We start from the raw sequence: 21722 nt of genomic DNA, 5'->3' as shown, positions 1-21722 counted from the left end.
ACTCTTCCTTGCGCGCCGCTGTAGCCGCAGCCAGCCAATGATTATTTTGCTAAACAATTCTGGTCAGCTAACATGACCGCCTGAGAGTAAAAAAAACACGTCAGAGCAGAAACCATTTATGCCAAAAAAAGCTGAACAACCCGCCAGTTTTGAAACGTCGCTTGCCGAACTTGAGCAAATTGTGACCCGACTGGAGAGCGGCGAGCTGCCGCTGGAAGCGGCCCTGACCGAGTTTGAGCGCGGCGTTAAACTGGCGCGAGAGGGTCAGCAGACGCTGCAAAAAGCGGAACAGCGCGTCCAGATTCTGCTGAGCGACGATCGGGACGCCGATCTGACGCCTTTCGCGGCGGAAAAAGAGTGATGGAGTTTATGCACCTCCTGAACGCCTGTCACCAGCGCGTGAATCAGGCGCTGACCGCTTACCTGCAGGCGCAGCCATTTCAGAGCAGTCCGCTGGCGCAGGCCATGGAATATGGCGCACTGTTAGGCGGCAAGCGCCTGCGGCCGTTCCTCGTGTATGCTACTGGCGACATGCTGCAGGCCGATGCCGGCAGTCTGGATGCGCCGGCGGCGGCAGTAGAGTGTATTCACGCCTACTCGTTAATTCACGACGATCTTCCGGCGATGGATAACGACAGCCTGCGGCGGGGGCAGCCCACCTGCCATATACGTTTTGGCGAAGATACCGCGATTTTAGCCGGAGATGCCCTGCAAACGCTGGCCTTCTCCATCCTGAGTGAAGCCCCCATGGCGGGGGTCAGCGACGCACACCGTCTGCGGATGATTGCCGAGCTGGCGCGCGCCAGCGGCAGTGGCGGCATGTGTGGCGGACAGGCGCTGGACCTGGCTGCGGAAGGTCAGCAGGTCTCGCTCAATCAACTGGAGGCCATCCACCGGCATAAAACTGGCGCGCTGATTCGCTGCGCGGTACGGCTGGGTGCGCTGGCCGCCGGTGAACGCGGCGTCGCGGCGCTGCCGGCGCTGGACCGCTATGCGGAAGCTATTGGTCTGGCTTTCCAGGTACAGGATGACATTCTGGATGTGGTGGGGGACACCGCCGTGCTGGGTAAACAGCAGGGTGCCGATCAGCAGCTGGGCAAAAGTACCTATCCGGCTCTGCTGGGGCTGGAGAACGCGCGCGCAAAAGCAGGGGAACTGTACCGGCAATCGCTGGATGCGCTGGATGCGCTGGCGGCACAATCTTTCAATACCCGTTCACTGCGCGCCCTGGCGAGCTTTATTATTGAACGTGACAAATAATGACCACAACGAGTCGCTGATGAGTTTTGATACTGCTAAATACCCCACCCTGGCGCTGGCTGACAGCGTACAGGCGCTGCGCCTGCTACCGAAAGATCAGCTGCCCAAGCTGTGCGATGAGCTGCGCCAGTACCTGCTCGACAGCGTAAGCCGCTCCAGCGGGCACTTTGCGTCCGGACTGGGGGTGGTGGAGCTAACGGTTGCGCTGCACTATGTCTACAACACGCCTTTTGACCACCTGGTGTGGGACGTCGGCCACCAGGCCTATCCGCACAAGATCCTGACCGGGCGGCGCGATCGCATCGGCACCATCCGGCAAAAAGGCGGTCTGCACCCGTTTCCGTGGCGTGATGAGAGCGACTATGACGTGCTCAGCGTCGGGCACTCCTCTACGTCGATCAGCGCCGGCGTTGGCCTGGCCGTGGCCGCCGAGCGGGAGGGCAAAGGTCGGCGTACCGCCTGCGTGATTGGCGACGGCGCGATCACTGCCGGGATGGCCTTTGAAGCCATGAACCACGCCGGCGGCATTAAATCCGATCTGCTGGTGGTGCTGAACGACAACGAGATGTCCATATCTGAAAACGTTGGCGCGCTGAATAATCATCTGGCGCAGCTGCTCTCCGGCAAGCTCTATACCCGCCTGCGCGAAGGCGGTAAAAAAGTCTTCTCCGGTATGCCGCCGATCAAAGAGCTGCTGAAGCGCACGGAAGAACATCTGAAAGGCATGGTGGTTCCCGGCACGCTGTTCGAAGAGCTGGGTTTTAACTACATCGGACCGGTCGACGGCCACGATGTGTTGGCGCTGGTGCAGACGCTGAACAATATGCGCAGCCTGAAGGGACCGCAGTTTCTGCACATCATGACCCGCAAAGGCAAAGGCTACGCGCCGGCGGAAGAAGATCCCATCAGCTGGCATGCGGTACCGAAATTCGATCCCGCCAGCGGCCTGCTGCCGAAAAGCAGCGAGTCGCTGCCTACCTACTCGAAAATTTTTGGCCAGTGGCTCAGCGACGTCGCCAGCAGCGATCCGACGCTGATGGCTATCACTCCGGCGATGCGCGAAGGATCCGGCATGGTGGCGTTTTCGCGTGACTATCCGCAGCAGTACTTTGACGTGGCGATTGCCGAACAGCACGCGATCACTTTCGCCGCCGGGCTGGCGATTGGCGGTTACAAACCGGTGGTAGCTATCTACTCCACCTTCCTGCAGCGCGGCTATGACCAGCTGATTCACGACGTGGCCATTCAACGGCTGCCGGTGCTGTTTGCTATCGATCGCGGCGGTATCGTCGGGGCCGACGGGCAAACCCATCAGGGCGCGTTCGATATCGCCTACCTGCGCTGCATCCCCACCATGGTGATCATGACCCCCAGCGATGAAAATGAATGCCGCCAGATGCTGACCACCGGCTATCTGCACACCGGGGGCCCCAGCGCCGTGCGCTATCCGCGCGGCACCGGCACCGGCGCGGCGCTGACGCCTCTCTCCCCGCTGCCGCTGGGCAAAGGCGTCGTAAAACGCGAAGGGGAAAAACTGGCGATCCTCAATTTCGGCACGCTGCTGCCCGAAGCCGCCGCCGCCGCGGAGGCGCTGAACGCCACCCTGGTGGACATGCGCTTCGTTAAGCCCCTGGATGAGGCGCTGATCCTCTCCCTCGCCGCCGCTCATGAAAACCTGGTGACGCTGGAAGAGGGAACGATCCTCGGCGGTGCCGGCAGCGGTGTGAATGAACTGCTGATGGCGAAGCGCAAAGCGGTTCCGGTGCTCAATTTGGGCCTGCCGGACAGTTTTATTCCGCAGGGCACGCAAGAGGAAATTCGCCGCGATCTGCTGCTGGACGCCGCGGGCATTCAGCAGCAGATTGCCCGCTGGCTGGCGCAGTAGCACCGGCTTATATGCCACGATAAACCCACCCTGCTATGCTTATCTGACCCATAACGCATAGCAGGCACCCGCATGAAAACCATACGCTTAGGCACTACCGATCTCCAGGTTTCCCGTCTCTGTCTTGGCTGTATGACATTTGGCGATCCCGCCGCCGGCAACCACGCCTGGACTCTGCCCGAAGAGAGCAGCCGCCCGCTGATTCAGCAAGCGCTCGAAGCGGGCATTAACTTTTTCGACACCGCCAACAGCTACTCCGACGGCAGCAGTGAAGAGATCGTCGGTCGCGCGCTGCGCGATTTTGCCCGCCGCGATGAAGTGGTGGTCGCGACCAAAGTCTATTTTAAAACCCGCGGACTGGACCAGGGACTGTCGCGGGCGCAGATCCTGCAATCTATCGACGACAGCCTGCAGCGCCTCGGCATGGAATACGTCGATCTGCTACAGATCCACCGCTGGGACTACCACACGCCGATTGAGGAGACGCTGGCGGCACTGGATGAGGTGGTGAAAGCCGGTAAAGCGCGCTACATCGGCGCCTCATCAATGCACGCGCACCAGTTTAAGCTGGCGCTGGATCTGGCCGATCAGCACGGCTGGACGCGATTTATCAGCATGCAGGATCAATACAACCTGATCCAGCGCGAAGAGGAGCGTGAGATGTATCCGCTGTGTCAGCAGCAGCAGATTGCAGTGCTGCCCTGGAGCCCGCTGGCGCGCGGCCGCCTGACCCGCCCGTGGGGAGACACCACCGCCCGCTCGGTCTCCGATCGCTTTGCCGATACCCTCTACGCAGCAACGGCCGACAATGATGCCGCGATTGCCGCCCGCGTTGAAGCGATCGCCGCAGACAAAGGCGTTAGCCGCGCGCAGATCGCGCTGGCCTGGCTGCTGCACAAGCCGGTGGTCACCGCGCCTGTCATCGGTGCATCGCGCGCCGAGCAGCTGGCCGATCTCGTGAAATCAGTGGACGTCAGCCTGACGCCGGAAGAGAGGATTGAACTGGAGAGCGTCTACCTGCCCCACCCGCCCACCGGCTACGAATAAGCCGGCGTGATGGCTCAGGAGATAGACCAGCCGTAGTGGCCTGCCAGCCACAGCAGCGCGGCGGAGAGGATCCCGGCGATAATATCATCGACCATGATCCCCATGCCGCCGTGCACATTACGGTCAAACCAGCGGATCGGCCACGGCTTCCACATGTCCAGAATGCGAAAGATGACAAAGCCGGCAAGCACCCACTGCCAGGTCAGCTGCGGGATCGCCATCAGGGTGATCCACATACCGATAAACTCATCCCAGACGATACTGCCGTGATCGTGTACGCCCATATCCTTTGCCGTACGGTGGCAAAGATAGACGCCAATCGAGATCCCAAACAGCACCAGTAGCGAATAGAGATCGGCCGGCAGCCAGGTCATCAGATACCAGAAGGGGATGGCGGCCAGGCTGCCCATGGTGCCGGGCACCCACGGACTCAGGCCGCTGCCAAAGCCGGTGGCCAGCAGGTGCCAGGGGTTACGCAGATTCAGCCGGCTTTTCGCCACGTCGGTAATGATGCCTTTACGCAAAATGATCGAATCCTTTTAGGGAGAGGTGGGCCGGTTCGCCGCCGTCCATCAGCATCACGCCGTCCTGACCGGGCAGGATCTGGCCGATGCAGGTCCAGGCTACGCCAAGGTGTCCCAGCGCCACATCAATCGCACCGCGATTAATTTCCGGAACGGTGAAACAGAGCTCATAATCTTCACCGCCGGCCAGCGCCCAGCGCAATGCCTGTTCGCGTGCAAAATTATCGCGCAGCAAATCGGAGAGCGGCAGCGCATCCAGGTGCAGACGCGCGCCGCAGCCGCTGGCCTGCAGAATATGACCGAGATCGGACACCAGCCCATCGGAGACGTCAATCGCGGAGGAAGCCAGGCCGCGCAGCGCCTGTCCCTGCAGTATGCGCGGCATCGGCCGCAAATGGCGCTTAATCAGTCCCTCATGCACCGCCGGGTCGCCATGGCGAATATGGTGCATAAGCAGCGCCAGGCCGGCGGCGCTGTCACCGAGCGTACCGGTAACGTAAATCCAGTCCCCGGGCTTCGCGCCGCTGCGCTTCAGGGCTTTGCCGACCGGCACCAGGCCATGGATCCCGAGCGTCATGCTAAGGGGGCCGCGGGTGGTATCGCCGCCAATCAGCTGCATATTGTAGTAATCCAGCAGCTCGAACAGGCTATCGCTAAACGGTTTAAGCCAGCTCTCGTCGACTTTCGGCAGGGTCAGCGCCAGCGTCAGCCACGCCGGATCGGCCCCCATTGCCGCGAGATCGCTCAGGTTAACCGCCAGCGCTTTGTAGCCTAAATCGGCCGGATGGATATCTTTCAGAAAGTGGACGCCTTCCACCAGCGTATCGGTGCTGATGGCCAGGGTCTGCTTATCGGGGACGTTCAGTAACGCGCAGTCATCGCCGATGCCTTTCTCGACGTCGCGTCGCGAACTCGTTACACGATCAAAGTAGCGCGTGATAAGTTCAAATTCACCACATGCCATAGCTGCGTTCCAGTCATTAAAAAAAGAAAGGCCGGATACTCCGGCCTCAACACTCACTTTCTGCTGGGGCGTATCTGTGGCGCCGCTTTATCCAGCACGCCGTTGACAAACTTATGGCTGTCTTCGGCACCGAAAATTTTCGCCAGCTCAATGCCCTCGTTGATGGCAACCTTATAGGGCACATCATCGCGCTTACTCAGCTCATACAGCGACAGGCGCAGGATGGCTTTTTCCACCTGGCCCAGCTCTTCCAGCTGACGGGACAGCCAGGGTTTCATCAGGCCATCCAGGTAAGCGGTGTTGGTCGCCACACCGGCCAGCAACTCACGGAAATAGGTGATATCTACACCCTTTACATCCTGTTCCGCCAGAAACTGGTATTCGACATCCGCGATGTCGTTGTTGGATAACTGCCAGGAGTAAAGCGCCTGGACGGCACACTCACGGGCGCGGCGACGAGCAGCAGGTTTCACAAATTTCCCCTTAAAATCAGGCTTTAATAGCGTTCAGTACGTTGATCATTTCCAGCGCGGTCAGCGCCGCTTCGGCGCCTTTGTTACCGGCTTTGGTACCCGCACGTTCAATCGCTTGTTCAATGTTTTCGGTAGTCAGTACGCCAAAGGCGACCGGAATCTCGCTGTTCATGGCCACGCTGGCCAGACCGGAGCTGGCTTCGCCCGCCACGTACTCAAAGTGGGCGGTGCCGCCGCGGATCACGGTCCCCAGCGCCACCACGGCGTCATAGTTACCGCTGTTAGCCAGCGCACGCGCGGTCATCGGCAACTCATAGGCGCCAGGCACCCACACCACGGTAATGTTCTCGTCTTTGACCTGACCAATTCGCTTCATGGCGTCAATCGCGCCATCCAGCAGGCTGTCGTTGATAAAGTTGTTGAAACGCGCAATAACGATGGCAATACGCGCAGTTGGCGTGGCAACAGCCGCTTCAATGACTTTCATAATTATCCTTTTCGGGTTCGGTTAATGGCCCCGCGGGGGGGCGGATTCTACCACACTCTTCGGGGCGGCGCCCCTTAATTGTGCGGCGTCAGGGTCAGGCGCACATCCGGCCCAACCTGACGCACATCAGTAAAACGCAGGCGCGGCGCATCAGCCAGCCGGGTCAGGCCGGGCAAATGGCACAGGCCGCGCGCGGCGTCGCCGAGCAGCGTCGGGGCCATGTAAATCAGCAGCTCATCGACCAGGCCCGCATTCAGCAGCGCCCCCGCGAGGGTCGCGCCCGCCTCAACCCAGACGCTGTTAATTTGCTGCCGGCCCAGCAGTATCATCAGCGACACCAGGTCCACCTGCCCGTTCAGGGCGGGAACCCGCAGCGGAGAAACCCCCGCGGGGAAGATCCGGGCATCGGGGCGGTCGCCCACCAGCCAGGTCTCTCCCGGCTGCTGCACGACGCGGTGTTCCGCGGTTATCCGCTGACCGGCATCCAGGATCACCCGCACCGGCTGGCGCAGCGCCTCCTGAGGATACGCGGCCTGCAACCGCTCTCCCAGCGCTGACCAGCGTACGGTCAGCGCCGGATCGTCAGCCAGCACGGTTGCGCTGGTACTCAGTATGGCATGACTGGCGGCGCGCAGGCGCTGCACATCCTGACGCGCCTGCGGCGACGTTATCCACTGGCTTTCACCACTGGCCATGGCGGTGCGTCCGTCCGCCGAGGCGCCCATTTTAACCTGGATCCACGGAAAGCCAGTGCGCATGCGCTTCAGAAAGCCGCGGTTCAGCGCCTCGGCTTCGGCCATCATCAGACCGTGACTCACCGCCACGCCGGCCTCGCTCAGGCGGCGCAGCCCGCGTCCCGCGACCTGCGGGTTGGGATCCTGCATGGCCGCCACCACCCGACTGATACCGGCGGCGATCAGCGCATCGCAGCAGGGCGGCGTGCGGCCAACATGGCTGCACGGCTCCAGCGTCACGTAGGCGGTCGCTCCGCGCGCCCGATCGCCGGCCTGACGCAGCGCGTACACTTCAGCATGGGGGTCACCGGCACGGACGTGCCAGCCTTCGCCGACGATGGCGCCCTCACGCACGATCACGCAGCCCACCCGGGGATTGGGATGGGTGGTCCAAGTACCGCGGCGCGCCAGCTCCAGCGCCCGCGCCATATAGCGTGCATCACTCACGTATTAATCCTCCAGGCGGGCGATCTCTTCACCAAATTCGCGCACGTCTTCAAAGCTGCGATACACCGAGGCGAAGCGGATATAGGCGACCTTATCCAGCTTTTTCAGCGCGTCCATCACCAGATTGCCAATCAGCTTACTCGGGACTTCCCGCTCGCCGGTGGCGCGCAGCTGCGATTTAATGTGATTCACCGCATTCGCCACGTCATCCGAGTTCACCGGCCGTTTCTCCAGCGCTTTCATCAGGCCACCGGCCAGCTTGTCCTCGTTAAAGGGTTCGCGCACATCGTTGCTTTTTACCACTCGCGGCATCACCAGTTCGGCCACCTCAAAGGTGGTAAAGCGCTCGTGGCAGAGCAGACACTGGCGGCGGCGGCGAACAGAGGCCCCCTCCCCCACCAGGCGAGAGTCGATAACTTTGGTATCAACGGCGGAACAGAACGGGCAATGCATGACCAGATCCTGACTCTTAACGGTTAAAGGCAACAGTGTAACCTGGCAGGCCGGACAACTGAATGCCAGCCGCGGCGAAAGGCACTATGCTTAACAGCATCCCCACCGGATAAGGAGCGCGATATGACTTTCCCTTCCATCCGAATGCTGACGCTGTTCACCGCGACGCTGGTACTGGCAGGCTGTGCCTCCACCCCACCCCGCCAGCAGCAGGAGGTCCGCACGCTGCATCGCGAAGTGGTGAAACTCAATCAGCACATGCGCCAGCTCACCCGCCAGGCCAGCGCGCTTGAGCGGCAAACGCTGCTTAACCAGCACGCCAGCGCCGGTGCCTGGCTGGTGCCCGCCGCCCGCGCGCCGGTCGAGCTGGAGAGCCGTGCCGGCCCACTGCGCGTCTCGCTGGAGCAGGTGGCCATGGAGGCCAACGGCACCCGGGCCACGCTGCGGCTGGCGGCCACCCGGGGCGGTACGCTCCCGGCGATGACCGCTCGGGTCGACTGGGGCCCCCTGGATCCCGTTACCGGCAAGCCGCTGGCGGCAGAGACCCTGAGCCAGACCTTAACCCTGCCCGCATCGCTGATTGCCCGGGCGGAGACCACCGTTCCGCTGCGCCTGAGCGGCATGACTCCGGAACAGCTGGGGTTTGTGCGACTGTATGATGTGCAGGTAAATAGCGCGGCGCCGGCGCCGCCAGCCCGCTAAATCGCCAAAAAAAACGGCCACCCAGGGGTGGCCGTGTGATACGTCACAGAAAGCGCTTACGGCAGAATCGAGGGCTGATCGGCGCCCTCTTTCTCGACTTTCTGCTGCAGCATATGCTCGCGCTTCATGCCCAGCTTCAGCGCCAGCGCCGAAGAGACGTAGATCGAGGATACCGTACCGATCGCCACGCCAATCAGCATGGTCAGCGAGAAGCCCTGCAGCAGCGCTCCGCCAAACACCAGCAGAATGGCCACCATCGCCATGGTCGTTACCGAGGTGATAATGGTACGACTCAGGGTCTGCGTCAGCGAGACGTTGGTAATGTCGTAGGAAGAACCGCGGCGGATCTTGCGGAAGTTCTCACGGATACGATCCGAGACCACAATCTTATCGTTCAGCGAGTAGCCAATCACTGACATCAGCGAGGCGATAATGGTCAGGTCGATCTCAATGTGGAACAGCGACAGAATGCCCATCGTGATGATCACATCGTGCGCCAGCGCCAGCACAGTACCCAGCGCCAGACGCCATTCGAAGCGAATGCCGATGTAGATCAGAATGGCAATCAGCGCCGACAACAGCGCCATAGCACCGGCCTGCGCCAGATCGCTACCGACGCTGGGGCCGACAAACTCAATGCGCTTTACGGTAGCATCCTGCCCGGTCGCCTGATCAATCACCGCGACCACCTTACCGCCCAACTCCTGACCCGCCGGACCTTCCGACGGTGCCATCCGCACCATGATATCGCGGCTGCTGCCGAAGTTTTGCACCTGCGGCTCTTTAAAGCCGGACGTCTCCAGCGCAGTACGGAGCGTATCGAGGTTTGCCGGTTTCTGCAGATTAATCTCGATGACCGTACCGCCGGTGAAATCCAGCCCCCAGTTAAAGCCGCGCACGCCCATGATGGCAATGGCGGCAACAAGCAGCAGGCCGGAAATGATAAAGGCCACCTTGTCCCAGCGCATAAAGTCGACGACTTTACGCCCGTGGTTTAACTGCTCAATGTTGTATTCCTGTGCCACAACGCACTCCTCAGATTGACAGCTTGTTGATGCGTTTGCCGCCGTACACCAGGTTAACGATGGCACGCGTCCCCAGAATCGCCGTAAACATGGAGGTGCCGATACCGATCGCGGTGGTAATGGCAAAACCTTTAATCGATCCGGTACCCACGGCGTAGAGAATAATCACCTTGATCAGGGTGGTGACGTTCGCATCGACGATACTGGAGAAGGCGCCTTTGTAGCCCTCATGAATCGCCTGCTGCACGCTGCGCCCGTTTCTCAGCTCTTCTTTAATACGCTCGTTAATCAGTACGTTGGCATCTACCGCCACCGCCAGCGTCAGCACGATACCGGCAATCCCCGGCATGGTCAGCGTGGCGCCGGGCAACAGCGACATAATGCCCACAATCAGCACCAGGTTCACCAGCAGCGCCGAAGTCGCAATCAGACCAAACTTCTTATAGAACACCACCATGAAGATGATCGAGGCGAGCAGCCCCCACAGGCAGGCTTCCAGGCCCTGATTGATGTTCTGCTGCCCCATGGTCGGCCCAATGGTGCGCTCTTCTACGATCTGAATCGGGGCGATCAGCGCACCGGCTCGCAGCAGCAGCGACAGCTGACGTGCTTCATTCGGGTTGTTGATGCCGGTAATGCGGAAGCTATTGCCCAGACGCGACTGGATGTTGGCGACGTTAATCACCTCTTCCTGCTTCTGCAGCACCGCACGGCCGTTGGCATCGCGCTTACCGCTGTCTTTGTACTCGACAAACAGCGTCGCCATCGGCTTACCGATGTTGTCCTTGGTGAAGTTCGACATGGCGTTGCCGCCCGCACCATCCAGCGAAATGTTCACCTGCGGCTGGTTATACTCATCCATGCTGGAGGTGGAATCGGTAATGTGGTCACCGGTCAAAATCACGCGCTTATACAGCACCACCGGTTGACCGTCGCGGGTCGGCTTCACTTCGGAATCCCCCGGGACGCGGCCGCTGGCCGCCGCCGTCGGATCGACCGCGGTATTCACCAGGCGGAACTCCAGCGTGGCGGTGGCACCAAGAATTTCTTTCGCCCGCGCCGTGTCCTGAATGCCCGGCAGCTCAACCACGATGCGATCAGAGCCCTGACGCTGCACCAACGGTTCGGCCACGCCAAGTTGATTCACACGGTTACGCAGGATAGTAATGTTTTGCTGAACAGCATACTCACGCGCTTCGCGCATCCGTTCGTCGGTCATCACCGCACGCAGGGCATCGCTGCCGCTGTTGGTGATCACCATATCGCGATGACGCGGGGTGAGGTAATTGACGGCCTCGTTGCGGGCAGCCGTATCGCGGAAGCGGATATCCACTCCGTAGTTTGGCGTCTTACTGACGGTGGTATAAGGAATGCCCTTTTCACGCAGCTCGCTGCGCAGGGTATCCATATTCTGCTCCTGCAGCTTGCTGAACGCGGTGTCCATATCCACTTCCATCAGGAAGTGCACACCGCCGCGCAGGTCAAGACCCAGCTTCATCGGCTCAGCATGCAGGCGAGCCAGCCAGTTCGGCGTAGCCGGCGCCAGGTTTAAGGCCACCACATAGTTTTCACCCAGCGCGCTCAGGATCGCCTCACGGGCGCGCAGCTGCACGTCAGTGTCGGCAAAGCGTGCCAGAATAGCCCCATCTTCCAGAGCCAGTGATTTACTCGGAATGTTTTCTTTCTTCAGTACGTCCTGGATCTGAACCAGCGTCTGCTCACTGGCGGCGCTTCCGCGCGCGCCAGTGACCTGAACAGCCGGATCCTCACCATACAGGTTGGGAAGCGCATAGAGCAGGCCGACCAGAATCACGGCGACCAGCATGATGTACTTCCACAAAGGATAACGGTTTAACACGGCAGTTCCCTTAGGGGTGTCGAATATTACAGCGCCTTCATGGTGCCTTTAGGCAGTACGGCGGCAACGAAATCGCGCTTAATGACCACTTCAGTGGTGTCATTCAGGGCGAGCGTGACATAACCGGTATCAGCCACTTTGCTGACGCGACCGACCAGGCCACCGCTGGTCAGCACTTCATCACCTTTGGAGATGGAGTCCATCAGTTTTTTATGATCTTTGGCACGCTTCTGCTGCGGGCGCAGGATCATAAAATAGAAAATCAGGCCAAACACCACCAGCATGATCACCAGAGAGTACGGACTTCCCTGAGATGGAGCGCCCGCGGCCGCCACGGCGTCAGAAATAAAAAAGCTCATTGATATTCCCTCTATTGTTAATTATCAGACGTTTAATGGCGGAACTGCCTTACCCGTCCGTTGGTAGAACTCGGTAACAAAGGACGCTAATTTACCCTCTTCAATAGCCTGCCGTAAACCCGCCATAAGGCGTTGATAGTAGCGCAGGTTATGAATGGTATTCAGGCGCGCGCCCAGTATTTCGTTACAGCGGTCAAGATGATGCAAGTACGCGCGGGTATAATTGCGACAGGTGTAGCAATCACACTCCGCATCCAGAGGCGCGGTATCATCTTTATATTTGGCGTTGCGAATCTTCACCACGCCATCGGTGACGAACAGGTGGCCGTTGCGTGCATTGCGCGTAGGCATCACGCAGTCAAACATATCCACGCCGCGGCGTACGCCTTCCACCAGGTCTTCCGGTTTCCCGACCCCCATCAGATAGCGGGGTTTGTCAGCCGGGATCTGCGGGCAGACGTGCTCCAGAATGCGGTGCATGTCTTCCTTCGGCTCACCCACCGCCAGGCCGCCCACAGCGTACCCATCAAAGCCAATCTCTACCAGACCTTTGACCGACACATCTCGTAAATCTTCGTAAACGCCGCCCTGAATAATGCCAAACAGGGCGTTCTTATTGCCGAGGCTGTCAAAGCGGTCGCGGCTGCGCTTCGCCCAGCGCAGCGACATCTCCATCGAGCGCTTAGCATAATCCCAGTCCGCCGGGTACGGCGTACATTCATCAAAAATCATCACCACGTCGGAACCGAGATCGTACTGGATCTCCATCGATTTTTCCGGATCGAGGAAAATGGCATCGCCGTTAATCGGATTACGAAAATGCACGCCCGCTTCGGTGATTTTTCGAATATCGCCCAGGCTGAATACCTGAAAACCGCCGGAATCGGTGAGGATCGGACCGGACCAGTGCATAAAGTCATGCAGATCGCCGTGCAGTTTCATGATCTCCTGACCCGGGCGCAGCCACAGGTGGAAGGTGTTACCCAGCAGGATCTGCGCGCCGGTCTCTTTGACCTCTTCCGGCGTCATGCCCTTTACGGTGCCGTAGGTGCCCACCGGCATAAACGCCGGCGTTTCGACCACGCCGCGATCAAAAATCAGCCGGCCGCGACGCGCGCGACCGTCAGTGGTATCTAATTCAAATTTCACGTCTACCTCAACAGAGAAACAGTCTGTCGTTTATGATTGCCCAACCGGCTGGTCAGGCGCATCGGGGTTACGGGTGATGAACATCGCATCCCCGTAGCTAAAAAAGCGGTACTGCTCCGCCACCGCCTGCCGGTACGCATGCATCACCTGACGATAGCCCGCAAAGGCGCTCACCAGCATGATCAGCGTAGATTCCGGCAGGTGAAAATTGGTCACCAGCGCGTCCACCACCCGGTAGTGATAGCCAGGAAAAATAAAAATGCTGGTATCGTCAAAAAACGGCGCAATCAGCGCCCCCTGCGCAGCGTTTGCGGCGCTCTCCAGCGATCGCACAGAAGTGGTGCCCACCGCGATCACCCGGTTGCCGCGGGCTTTACAGGCCAGCACCGCGTCGACTACCTCCTGCGGCACCTCGGCGTACTCGGCGTGCATAATGTGGTCTTCAATATTCTCCACCCGCACCGGCTGGAAGGTGCCGGCACCGACGTGCAGCGTGACAAACGCTATCTCGACGCCTTTCTCGCGCAGCGCCGCCAGCAGCGGCTCGTCAAAGTGCAGGCCGGCAGTCGGGGCCGCGACCGCGCCGGGGCGCTGGCCGTAAACGGTCTGATAGAGCTCCCGGTCAGCCTCTTCGTCAGGGCGATCGATATAGGGCGGCAGCGGCATATGCCCAATAGCATTCAGGATATCCAGCACCGGGCGCGGATCCTCAAACGCCAGCTCAAACAGCGCATCATGACGTGCCACCATGGTGGCGCTCACGCTCTCATCATCGCCCAACAGCAGGGCCGCGCCGGGTTTCGGCGCCTTTGAGGCGCGCACGTGCGCCAGCACGCGCTTCTCGTCCAGCATCCGCTCGACCAGCACCTCGATTTTTCCGCCGCTGGCCTTGCGGCCATACAGGCGTGCCGGGATCACCCGCGTATTGTTAAACACCAGCAGATCGCCCGGCTGCAGCCTGGCCAGCAGGTCTGTAAACACCCCGTGGGTCAGCTCGCCGCTCGGGCCATCGAGGCTCAACAGGCGACAGCCGCTGCGCTCGGGCTGCGGGTAGTGGGCGATCAGGGATTCAGGTAAATCAAATGAGAAATCGGCAACGCGCATGATCAGTCACAGTGAGAAAAACAGGCGGCATAGTGTACTCGAAAAGCGGGGCTGTGTCCCGCGGACGAATGGCGTATAGTAGCGCGATGAACTTTCTTGCACACCTGCACCTGGCCACGCTGGCGAACAGCTCGCTGCTGGGCAACCTGATGGCCGACTTCGTTCGCGGAAATCCCTACGGCAGCTGGCCGCAGGCGGTTGCCGACGGCATCAGCCTGCACCGGCGCGTAGACGCCCTCACCGACGCCCTGCCCGAAGTGCGCGCCGCGCGCGGCTGGTTTCGCGATGAGACGCGCCGCGTAGCGCCAATTACCCTTGATGTTATCTGGGATCATTTTCTCTCCCTGCACTGGTCGCAACTCTCTCCGGGCCGGCCGCTCGCGCAGTTTCTCGCCGAGGCGCAGGCGGAAATTACGCCGGCGCTGGCGGACACGCCGGCGCGCTTTCAGCACCTTAATCGCTACCTGTGGGAGGAGCGCTGGATGGAGCGCTACGCGGAAGCAGACTACCTGCAGCGGGTGCTGAGCGGGATGGCCAGTCGCCGGCCTCGGCTGGCAGCGCTCAGCGACTCCTGGCAGGATTTCATCACCCACTATCACGCGCTTGAAACACAATTCTGGCAATTCTATCCGCGGCTGATGGCGCGGGCCCGCAACGGATCGCTGTAGCCGCCTGCGACTTTTACCCCCTGCTCTTTGCTACTTTTACCCCTTGCCCTTTTTAGAAAAAGGGTTATTGTAACAAGCTGTCTGTAGAAATATGGATATCAATAGTCCTGACCTATCACAGCGATTGGTGAAGGGCATCAATTTCGCAACGGTTACGCCAGCGGGTCTGGCGGTCCGTTATCTCTGCTTACTTTGCTTTTTTACAGGAGTGAACATGGTCCTGGTTACTCGTCAAGCACCGGATTTTACCGCCGCAGCCGTGCTCGGAAACGGTGAAATCGTTGAAAACTTTAACTTTAAAAAGCACATCGCGGGCAAACCGACCGTGCTGTTCTTCTGGCCGATGGATTTCACCTTCGTCTGCCCGTCAGAGCTGATCGCCTTTGACAAGCGCTATGCCGAATTCCAGAAGCGCGGCGTGGAAGTGGTTGGCGTTTCCTTTGACTCCGAGTTCGTGCACAACGCCTGGCGTAACACCCCGGTGGACAAAGGCGGCATCGGCGAAGTCAAATACGCGATGGTCGCTGACGTCAAACGTGACATTCAGAAGGCGTACGGCATCGAGCACCCGGATGCAGGCGTCGCGCTGCGCGGCTCTTTCCTGATCGACCAGAACGGCGTCGTCCGTCACCAGGTAGTGAACGACCTGCCGCTGGGCCGTAACGTTGACGAAATGCTGCGCATGGTTGATGCGCTGCAGTTCCACGAAGAGCACGGCGAAGTGTGCCCGGCGCAGTGGGAAAAAGGAAAAGAGGGGATGGGCGCTTCCCCGGCGGGCGTGGCGAAGTACCTGTCCGAAAACGCCACCAAGCTGTAATCTACCGCTGGTGAGACAAGCCCGCTTCGGCGGGCTTTTTTATTGCCGTGAAAAAAAACGTCAATCTCTCCCGGTAAACCGCAAAGGGGGTTGCGCCGCGTCGTCAGCCCGCTACCCTGTCTCACAGGAATCGTTAATCCACAAGGAGTCGTTGTGCAACAACAGATCGCCGCCTGGCTAAGCGCCTGGCAAATTCACTACGCCGCCCCGCTGGCGGTGGCCGCCGTGGTCGTCATTATTCTGTTCATTTCACTGATTGTGCACCTGCTATTGCACCGGCTGGTACTGCCCATGCTGAGCAAAATCGGTGAAAAACGCGGGGGCGGCTGGCTGAGCGCGCTCACGCAGCACCGCCTGTTTAACCGCCTGGCATTTCTGTTTCAGGGAATCCTGTTTCAAATTCAGTGCCAGATTTGGCTGCACAGCCGCGAGCAGGTACGCGATGTCCTGATCGTGTGCGCGCAGGTATGGACCCTGCTGTTCATCCTGCTGACGCTGTTCGCCCTGCTCGACGTGCTGCTGGCGCTGGCGCGGCGCAGCAACGTCGCCAGTCAGCTGCCGCTGCGCGGCATCTTTCAGGGTATCAAGCTGATCGCCGCCATTTTTTGTGCCATCTTGATTGTCGCCCTGCTGATGGGCAAATCGCCGGTCTACCTGTTCAGCGGGCTGGGGGCAATGACCGCGGTGCTGATGCTGGTATTTAAAGATCCGATTCTCGGTCTGGTGGCCGGCATCCAGCTTTCGGCCAACGACATGCTGAAAATCAACGACTGGCTGGAAATGCCGAAGTACGGCGCCGACGGCGCGGTGATCGATATCGGCCTGACCACGGTCAAAGTGCGCAACTGGGATAACACCATCACGACCATTCCGACCTACGCGCTGATTTCCGACTCGTTTAAAAACTGGCGGGCGATGTCCGAATCGGGCGGACGCCGCATCAAACGCAGTCTGAATATCGACGTCACCAGCATTCACTTTTTGACCGCCGGGCAGTTGCAGGAGCTACAAAAGGCGGAGCTGCTGGCACCGTACATTACGCAAAAACATGAAGAGGTGCTGGCCTGGAACCATCAGGTACAGGGCGATCTGTCGATGCCGCTGAACGGGCGTCACCTGACCAACATCGGTACGTTCCGCGCCTGGCTGGAGAGGTATCTGCGCAGCCACGCCCACATTCATAAAGGCATGACGCTGATGGTTCGCCAGATGGCGCCGACGCCGGATGGCCTGCCCATTGAAATTTACGCTTTCACCAACACCACCGTCTGGCTGGAGTATGAAAGTATCCAATCAGACATCTTCGACCACGTGTTTGCCGTGCTGCCGGCGTTTGGTCTGCGCGTCCACCAGACGCCGACCGGTCACGATCTGCGTCACCTGTCAACGGCAGCGTCGCCAGCGCTGCCAGACCAGCACTAACCAGGCAATCCATCCTCCCCCGACATACAGCGCAATGCGCGTGTCGGGGAACCACGCCAGCAGCGCGAGGATAAACAGCAAAAAAACCACGCCGAGCGCCGCGACCGGCATGCCGCCCGGCAGCGGATAGCCCGTCGGCGGGTGCCGTTCCCTGCCCCGCTCGCGGCGAAAAGCGATGTGCGCCAACAAGATCATCAGCCACACCCACACCGTGGCAAACGTGGCCAGCGACGCGATAATCAGAAAGATTTTTTTGGGCATCATCCAGTTAAGCAACACGGCCAGCAGCATCGCGACGACCATTGCCAGCGTGGCGGCCCATGGAATACCGCGCGACGACAGCCGCTGAAAAACGCGCGGCGCATCGCCCTGGTCGGCCATCGCTTGTAGCATCCGCCCGACGCCAAACACGTCGCTGTTGACTGCGGATATCGAGGCGCTGATCACCACCAGATTGAGCACCGTGGCCGCTGAAGCAATCCCCAGGCGCTCAAACGTCAGGACGAAGGGGCTCCCCTGCTGCCCCACCGCATTCCACGGGTAGATGGCCATGATCACGAACAGCGTACCGGCATAAAACAGCAAGATACGCAGCGGCACCGCGTTAATAGCCTGCGGAATACTTGTCGCCGGATCGCGCGCCTCACCGGCGGTCACGCCGATGATTTCGATGCCACCATAGGCAAACATCACCACCTGCAAAGAGAGGATCATCCCCATGACACCGTGGGCGAAAAAGCCGCCGTGCTGCCAGAGATTGGCAATGCCGGTAGGCCGCCCCCCATTGCCTATTCCCCAGACGATCAGTCCTATCCCCACCGCAATCATCAGCAAAATCGTTATCACTTTAACCAGTGAGAGCCAGAACTCAATTTCACCGAATACCTTGACGCTGAGCAGATTAAGGGCGCCAATCAGCAACACCACGCTTAACACCCAGATCCACTGCGGTACATCGGGAAACCAGACGCCCATGTAAATACCAAACGCCGTCACATCGGCGATCGCCACGATCAGAATTTCAAAGCACCAGGTCCAACCGGTCATAAAGCCATACAGCGGGCCAAGATAGTGATGTGCATAGCGGCTGAAGGCACCGGATTGCGGATCGTTGACCGCCAGCTCGCCCAGCGCGCGCATGATGATCCACGCGGCGACGCCGCCAATCAGATAGGCAACAATCACGCTGGGGCCCGCCATGTTGATCGCCTCCGCGGAGCCGTAAAACAACCCGGTTCCGATCGCCGATCCCAACGCCATAAATCGAATATGTCGGCCTTTCAGGCCCTTAGAGAGGGAGTGCCGCGCTGTCATCGTGATGTCCATTGATAAAGGAAGCCACGACTCCACCCGAAAACGCGGTAAAAAGCAGGTGCAAAAAGTGGGCGTAACCTTTCAGCTAAAACGACTTAATCGAAATAGTCGGTTTTCTTTGCGAAAGGTCACAGGGCGGCAGGCAATGCCGCCCGAAAAACGGTGATCAGGCTCGCTTTTTCATCAGCGACCAGGCCAGCAGCAGCAGCACTATCCAGCCGGCTCCCACGTACAGCGAAATGCGGGTATCCGGGAACCAGCCAATCAGGCCGATGATAAACATCAGGAACACGATCCCCAGCCAGGCGGTCGCCGCGCCGCCCGGCAGCGCAAACTGCAGCGTCGCCGCATCTGCCCGGCTGAGCGAGCGGCGGAAAGCGATCTGCGAGAACAGAATCATTATCCAGACCCAGACGGTGGCAAAAGTCGCCAGCGAAGCGATCACCAGGAACACTTTTTCCGGCATCAGGTAGTTCAGGTACACCGCCACCAGCATCGCCAGCATCATCACCAGCACAGAAACCCACGGGATACCGCGACGGCTGATTTTGCGGAACATTTGCGGCGCGTGCCCCTGCTCCGCCATGCCGTTCAGCATCCGGCCAACGCCGAACACGTCGCTGTTAATCGCAGACAGCGAGGCCGTGATCACCACAAAGTTCAGGATCGAGGCCGCCGCTGCGATGCCCAGCTGCTGGAACGTCAGCACAAACGGGCTACCGGCGGTACCGACCTGGTTCCACGGATAGATGGACATGATCACAAACAGCGTGCCGACGTAAAAAACCAGAATACGCAGCGGAACCGAATTGATCGCACGGGGAATTGACTTCGCCGGATCCTCGGCCTCGCCGGCGGTAATGCCGATAATTTCAATGCCGCCGTAGGCAAACATCACCATTTGCAGCGAGAGCAGCATCCCCACCACGCCGTGCGCAAAGAATCCGCCGTTGGTCCACAGGTTATGGATGCCGGTAGGCTGTCCGCCGTTGCCGATGCCCCAGACAATAATGCCAATGCCGGCGGCAATCATGATGATAATGGTGGCGACTTTAAAGAAAGAGAACCAGAACTCCACTTCCCCAAAGACTTTTACGCTCAACAGGTTAATTGCGCCAATGATCAGCACCACGCTCAGCACCCAGATCCAGTGCGGCACCTCGGGAAACCAGACGCCCATATAAATGCCGAACGCGGTCACGTCGGCAATAGCCACAATCAGGATCTCAAAGCAGTAGGTCCAGCCGGTAATAAAGCCGGCCATCGGTCCCAGGTAGTCCTGCGCATAGCGGGAAAAGGAGCTGGCCTGCGGATTATTGACGGACATCTCCCCCAGCGCGCGCATAATGATGTAGGCGACGGCGCCGCCAATAATGTAAGCCAGCAGCACGCTCGGCCCGGCCATCTGTATCGCATTGGCAGAGCCGTAAAACAGACCGGTGCCGATCGCCGAGCCCAGCGCCATAAAGCGGATGTGCCGGGTGCTCAATCCGCGTTTGAGCTTATTGGTTTCTTGCATAACAACATCTTACCTGTGAAATGAAAAAACCACGGGCGGGCCCGTGGTCAAAAAGTTAACTGCGCGCGATCAGTTTTCCGTCGCCACGTCACGACGTCCGGCGAGGCGGTCGATCACCCCCAACAGCAGCAGCATCACCAGCACCGGCGGCAGCCAGGAGAGCCCCTGGTCAGCCAGCGGCAGATGCTGACTCCAGGCCGGCAGCACCTCACCGAACGGCGTGGTTTTGATCGCGTCGATAATACCAAAAATCAGGCTCACCAACATGGTCGGCGCAACAATACGTCCCGCCTGGTGCCACCACTTCAGGGTAAAACTCAGCAGTACCAGCACGATACATGGCGGATAGATTGCCGTCAGCACCGGAATCGAGAACTGAATCAGGTGGCTCAGTCCGAGGTTAGACACCAGCATCGAGAACAGGCCGAGAATCAATACCAGCGTGCGATAAGAAAACGGCAGATACTGCTCGAAAAACTCCGCGCAGGCGCAGGTCAGGCCTACCGCGGTCACCATGCAGGCCACAAAAATCAGCGCGGCGAGGAAGACGCTGCCCATACCGCCGAAGGTCTGCTGCACGTAAGCGTGCAGAATGGCGGCACCGTTAACGTTCTGCGCCACCAGCGTGCCGCTGCCGGCGCCCAGTTTAAACAGCGACAGGTAAACCAGCGTCAGGCCCAATCCGGCAATCAGGCCGGCGAGCACGGTATAGCGCGTCAGCAGGCGGGGGTTGTCGATGCCGCGCGAGCGGGCGGCATTGACAATGACGATACCAAACACCAGCGCGCCCAGCGTATCCATCGTCAGGTAGCCGTTGACAAAACCGGTGGAGAACGCCGCTTTCGTATACGCCTCGGTGGCCGGAATTGAGCCCCCGGCCGGCCACAGCACGGCGGCCACGCCGAGCACCACCAGCGCAACAATTTTCAGCGGTGCGAGGAAGTGGCCAACGGTGTCCAGCAGCTTGCCGGGATACAGTGAGATAACCATCACCAGCGAAAAATAGATCAGGCTGTAAATAAACAACGGCAGCTCGCCGTCGCCGGTCAGCGGCGCAATCCCCACTTCAAAGGAGACTGTTGCGGTGCGCGGGGTAGCAAACAGCGGGCCCACGGCCAGATAGCAGACTGCTGCCAGCACCAGCCCGGCGGCTTTGCCGATCGGCGAACTCAGGGCATCCACGCCGCCGCCGACGCGGGCCAGGGCGATCACGGTGATCACCGGTAGACCGACGGCCGTCACCAAAAAGCCCAGTGCCGCCAGCCAGACGTGTTGACCAGACTGAATACCAACCATTGGGGGAAAAATAATGTTACCGGCGCCGACAAACAGGGCGAAGGTCATAAATCCGAGCGCGAGAATGTCGCGGGGGGTCATACTTTTACTCATAGCAATACCGTGGTGACCGTCATATCTGATGTTGTGGTGGAATCTGTTGAACCGCGGCTGTCGCTATCGCACTCTCGCGTAGAGAACCGCAAAGCACGACGTTAATGAAGCGAAAGCACGAT

The 21722-nt window shown here is 59.8% G+C and carries 22 protein-coding genes; 8 read left to right on the top strand and 14 right to left on the bottom strand.

The window, feature by feature from the left end; all coding sequences use genetic code 11:
- Positions 1–118: 118 nt before the first annotated feature.
- The 4 genes from xseB (at position 119) to BS626_RS00510 (ending at position 4192) form a co-directional block, all read left to right on the top strand.
- Entirely contained in the window at positions 119–361 is a 243-nt protein-coding gene (xseB, locus tag BS626_RS00525) for an exodeoxyribonuclease VII small subunit (RefSeq protein ID WP_075180458.1), read from the top strand.
- Positions 361–1260 carry a (2E,6E)-farnesyl diphosphate synthase gene (ispA, locus tag BS626_RS00520; RefSeq protein WP_075180457.1) on the top strand — a complete coding sequence of 300 codons (900 nt, stop codon included), beginning with the start codon at positions 361–363 and terminating at the stop codon, positions 1258–1260. Before xseB ends, ispA begins: the two co-directional genes overlap by 1 nt.
- 19 nt (positions 1261–1279) lie before the next feature.
- On the top strand, positions 1280–3145 hold the full coding sequence (dxs, locus tag BS626_RS00515) for a 1-deoxy-D-xylulose-5-phosphate synthase (protein ID WP_075180456.1): 1866 nt from the start codon (positions 1280–1282) through the stop codon (positions 3143–3145).
- A gap of 72 nt (positions 3146–3217) precedes the next feature.
- Positions 3218–4192, top strand: a complete 975-nt coding sequence (locus BS626_RS00510) for an aldo/keto reductase (RefSeq protein WP_075180455.1) — start codon at positions 3218–3220, stop codon at positions 4190–4192.
- A gap of 14 nt (positions 4193–4206) precedes the next feature.
- On the opposite strand, the gene pgpA is transcribed toward BS626_RS00510, so the two are convergent.
- From pgpA to nrdR, 6 genes are all read right to left on the bottom strand, one after another.
- A complete protein-coding gene (gene pgpA, locus BS626_RS00505) occupies positions 4207–4716 on the bottom strand; it encodes a phosphatidylglycerophosphatase A (RefSeq protein WP_371328471.1) in 510 nt (169 codons plus the stop codon).
- Positions 4709–5680 (bottom strand): thiamine-phosphate kinase, encoded by a 972-nt coding sequence (gene thiL, locus BS626_RS00500; protein ID WP_075180454.1) that lies wholly within the window; start codon positions 5678–5680, stop codon positions 4709–4711. The genes pgpA and thiL overlap by 8 nt, the downstream gene beginning before the upstream one ends.
- A 53-nt stretch (positions 5681–5733) precedes the next feature.
- Complete coding sequence (gene nusB, locus BS626_RS00495; RefSeq protein ID WP_075180453.1) at positions 5734–6153, bottom strand: transcription antitermination factor NusB; 420 nt, start codon at positions 6151–6153, stop codon at positions 5734–5736.
- A gap of 16 nt (positions 6154–6169) precedes the next feature.
- Positions 6170–6640, bottom strand: coding sequence for a 6,7-dimethyl-8-ribityllumazine synthase (gene ribE, locus BS626_RS00490; RefSeq protein WP_075180452.1), 471 nt, complete (start codon positions 6638–6640; stop codon positions 6170–6172).
- A gap of 74 nt (positions 6641–6714) precedes the next feature.
- Positions 6715–7821, bottom strand: coding sequence for a bifunctional diaminohydroxyphosphoribosylaminopyrimidine deaminase/5-amino-6-(5-phosphoribosylamino)uracil reductase RibD (gene ribD, locus BS626_RS00485; protein ID WP_075180451.1), 1107 nt, complete (start codon positions 7819–7821; stop codon positions 6715–6717).
- Between the two features lie 3 nt (positions 7822–7824).
- Positions 7825–8274 carry a transcriptional regulator NrdR gene (gene nrdR, locus BS626_RS00480; protein ID WP_075180450.1) on the bottom strand — a complete coding sequence of 150 codons (450 nt, stop codon included), beginning with the start codon at positions 8272–8274 and terminating at the stop codon, positions 7825–7827.
- Positions 8275–8397: 123 nt separating this feature from the next.
- Between nrdR and BS626_RS00475 the strand changes: the two genes are divergently transcribed.
- Positions 8398–8976, top strand: coding sequence for a DUF3251 domain-containing protein (locus BS626_RS00475; protein WP_075180449.1), 579 nt, complete (start codon positions 8398–8400; stop codon positions 8974–8976).
- Positions 8977–9032: 56 nt separating this feature from the next.
- Here the strand turns inward: BS626_RS00475 and secF are convergent, their stop codons facing one another.
- Genes secF through queA form a run of 5 tightly spaced genes read right to left on the bottom strand, consistent with a single transcriptional unit; the run spans position 9033 to position 14471 of the window.
- Positions 9033–10001, bottom strand: a complete 969-nt coding sequence (gene secF / locus BS626_RS00470) for a protein translocase subunit SecF (protein WP_075180448.1) — start codon at positions 9999–10001, stop codon at positions 9033–9035.
- Positions 10002–10011: 10 nt separating this feature from the next.
- Positions 10012–11859: a protein translocase subunit SecD gene (gene secD, locus BS626_RS00465; RefSeq protein WP_075180447.1), complete on the bottom strand. Its 1848-nt coding sequence runs from the start codon at positions 11857–11859 to the stop codon at positions 10012–10014.
- 26 nt (positions 11860–11885) lie between these two features.
- Positions 11886–12218 (bottom strand): preprotein translocase subunit YajC, encoded by a 333-nt coding sequence (gene yajC, locus BS626_RS00460; RefSeq protein ID WP_075180446.1) that lies wholly within the window; start codon positions 12216–12218, stop codon positions 11886–11888.
- Between the two features lie 24 nt (positions 12219–12242).
- Entirely contained in the window at positions 12243–13367 is a 1125-nt protein-coding gene (gene tgt / locus BS626_RS00455) for a tRNA guanosine(34) transglycosylase Tgt (protein WP_075180445.1), read from the bottom strand.
- 30 nt (positions 13368–13397) lie between these two features.
- Positions 13398–14471, bottom strand: coding sequence for a tRNA preQ1(34) S-adenosylmethionine ribosyltransferase-isomerase QueA (queA, locus tag BS626_RS00450; protein WP_075180444.1), 1074 nt, complete (start codon positions 14469–14471; stop codon positions 13398–13400).
- An 86-nt stretch (positions 14472–14557) separates the two neighbouring features.
- Between queA and BS626_RS00445 the strand changes: the two genes are divergently transcribed.
- From BS626_RS00445 to BS626_RS00435, 3 genes are all read left to right on the top strand, one after another.
- Positions 14558–15139 (top strand): ACP phosphodiesterase, encoded by a 582-nt coding sequence (locus tag BS626_RS00445; protein WP_075180443.1) that lies wholly within the window; start codon positions 14558–14560, stop codon positions 15137–15139.
- A gap of 214 nt (positions 15140–15353) precedes the next feature.
- Positions 15354–15956 carry a peroxiredoxin C gene (locus BS626_RS00440; RefSeq protein ID WP_075180442.1) on the top strand — a complete coding sequence of 201 codons (603 nt, stop codon included), beginning with the start codon at positions 15354–15356 and terminating at the stop codon, positions 15954–15956.
- Positions 15957–16109: 153 nt separating this feature from the next.
- Positions 16110–17378 carry a mechanosensitive ion channel family protein gene (locus tag BS626_RS00435; protein ID WP_075180441.1) on the top strand — a complete coding sequence of 423 codons (1269 nt, stop codon included), beginning with the start codon at positions 16110–16112 and terminating at the stop codon, positions 17376–17378.
- Here the strand turns inward: BS626_RS00435 and proY (BS626_RS00430) are convergent.
- The 3 genes from proY (BS626_RS00430) to brnQ all read right to left on the bottom strand — a co-directional run bounded on the left by proY (BS626_RS00430) (position 17340) and on the right by brnQ (position 21600).
- The gene (gene proY / locus BS626_RS00430; protein ID WP_075181091.1) at positions 17340–18692 is read right to left on the bottom strand and encodes a proline-specific permease ProY; all 1353 of its coding nucleotides are present in this window, start codon (positions 18690–18692) and stop codon (positions 17340–17342) included. The genes BS626_RS00435 and proY (BS626_RS00430) overlap by 39 nt on opposite strands.
- Positions 18693–18858: 166 nt before the next feature.
- Positions 18859–20211, bottom strand: a complete 1353-nt coding sequence (gene proY / locus BS626_RS00425) for a proline-specific permease ProY (protein WP_075180440.1) — start codon at positions 20209–20211, stop codon at positions 18859–18861.
- Positions 20212–20280: 69 nt separating this feature from the next.
- Entirely contained in the window at positions 20281–21600 is a 1320-nt protein-coding gene (brnQ, locus tag BS626_RS00420; protein WP_075180439.1) for a branched-chain amino acid transport system II carrier protein, read from the bottom strand.
- Positions 21601–21722 lie beyond the last annotated feature (122 nt).

Origin of the sequence: Pantoea sp. 1.19 (assembly GCF_001922585.1) — a bacterium.
GTDB lineage: Bacteria > Pseudomonadota > Gammaproteobacteria > Enterobacterales > Enterobacteriaceae > 1-19.
This window is presented reverse-complemented; position numbering and strand designations above follow the sequence as displayed.

Coding starts and splice junctions, on each gene's coding strand:
- xseB (WP_075180458.1), top strand. CDS start 119: ATGCCAAAAAAAGCTGAACAACCCGCCAGTTTTGAAACGTCGCTTGCC.
- ispA (WP_075180457.1), top strand. CDS start 361: ATGGAGTTTATGCACCTCCTGAACGCCTGTCACCAGCGCGTGAATCAG.
- dxs (WP_075180456.1), top strand. CDS start 1,280: ATGAGTTTTGATACTGCTAAATACCCCACCCTGGCGCTGGCTGACAGC.
- BS626_RS00510 (WP_075180455.1), top strand. CDS start 3,218: ATGAAAACCATACGCTTAGGCACTACCGATCTCCAGGTTTCCCGTCTC.
- thiL (WP_075180454.1), bottom strand. CDS start 5,680: ATGGCATGTGGTGAATTTGAACTTATCACGCGCTACTTTGATCGTGTA.
- ribE (WP_075180452.1), bottom strand. CDS start 6,640: ATGAAAGTCATTGAAGCGGCTGTTGCCACGCCAACTGCGCGTATTGCC.
- nrdR (WP_075180450.1), bottom strand. CDS start 8,274: ATGCATTGCCCGTTCTGTTCCGCCGTTGATACCAAAGTTATCGACTCT.
- BS626_RS00475 (WP_075180449.1), top strand. CDS start 8,398: ATGACTTTCCCTTCCATCCGAATGCTGACGCTGTTCACCGCGACGCTG.
- yajC (WP_075180446.1), bottom strand. CDS start 12,218: ATGAGCTTTTTTATTTCTGACGCCGTGGCGGCCGCGGGCGCTCCATCT.
- queA (WP_075180444.1), bottom strand. CDS start 14,471: ATGCGCGTTGCCGATTTCTCATTTGATTTACCTGAATCCCTGATCGCC.
- BS626_RS00445 (WP_075180443.1), top strand. CDS start 14,558: ATGAACTTTCTTGCACACCTGCACCTGGCCACGCTGGCGAACAGCTCG.
- BS626_RS00440 (WP_075180442.1), top strand. CDS start 15,354: ATGGTCCTGGTTACTCGTCAAGCACCGGATTTTACCGCCGCAGCCGTG.
- proY (WP_075181091.1), bottom strand. CDS start 18,692: ATGACAGCGCGGCACTCCCTCTCTAAGGGCCTGAAAGGCCGACATATT.
- proY (WP_075180440.1), bottom strand. CDS start 20,211: ATGCAAGAAACCAATAAGCTCAAACGCGGATTGAGCACCCGGCACATC.
- brnQ (WP_075180439.1), bottom strand. CDS start 21,600: ATGAGTAAAAGTATGACCCCCCGCGACATTCTCGCGCTCGGATTTATG.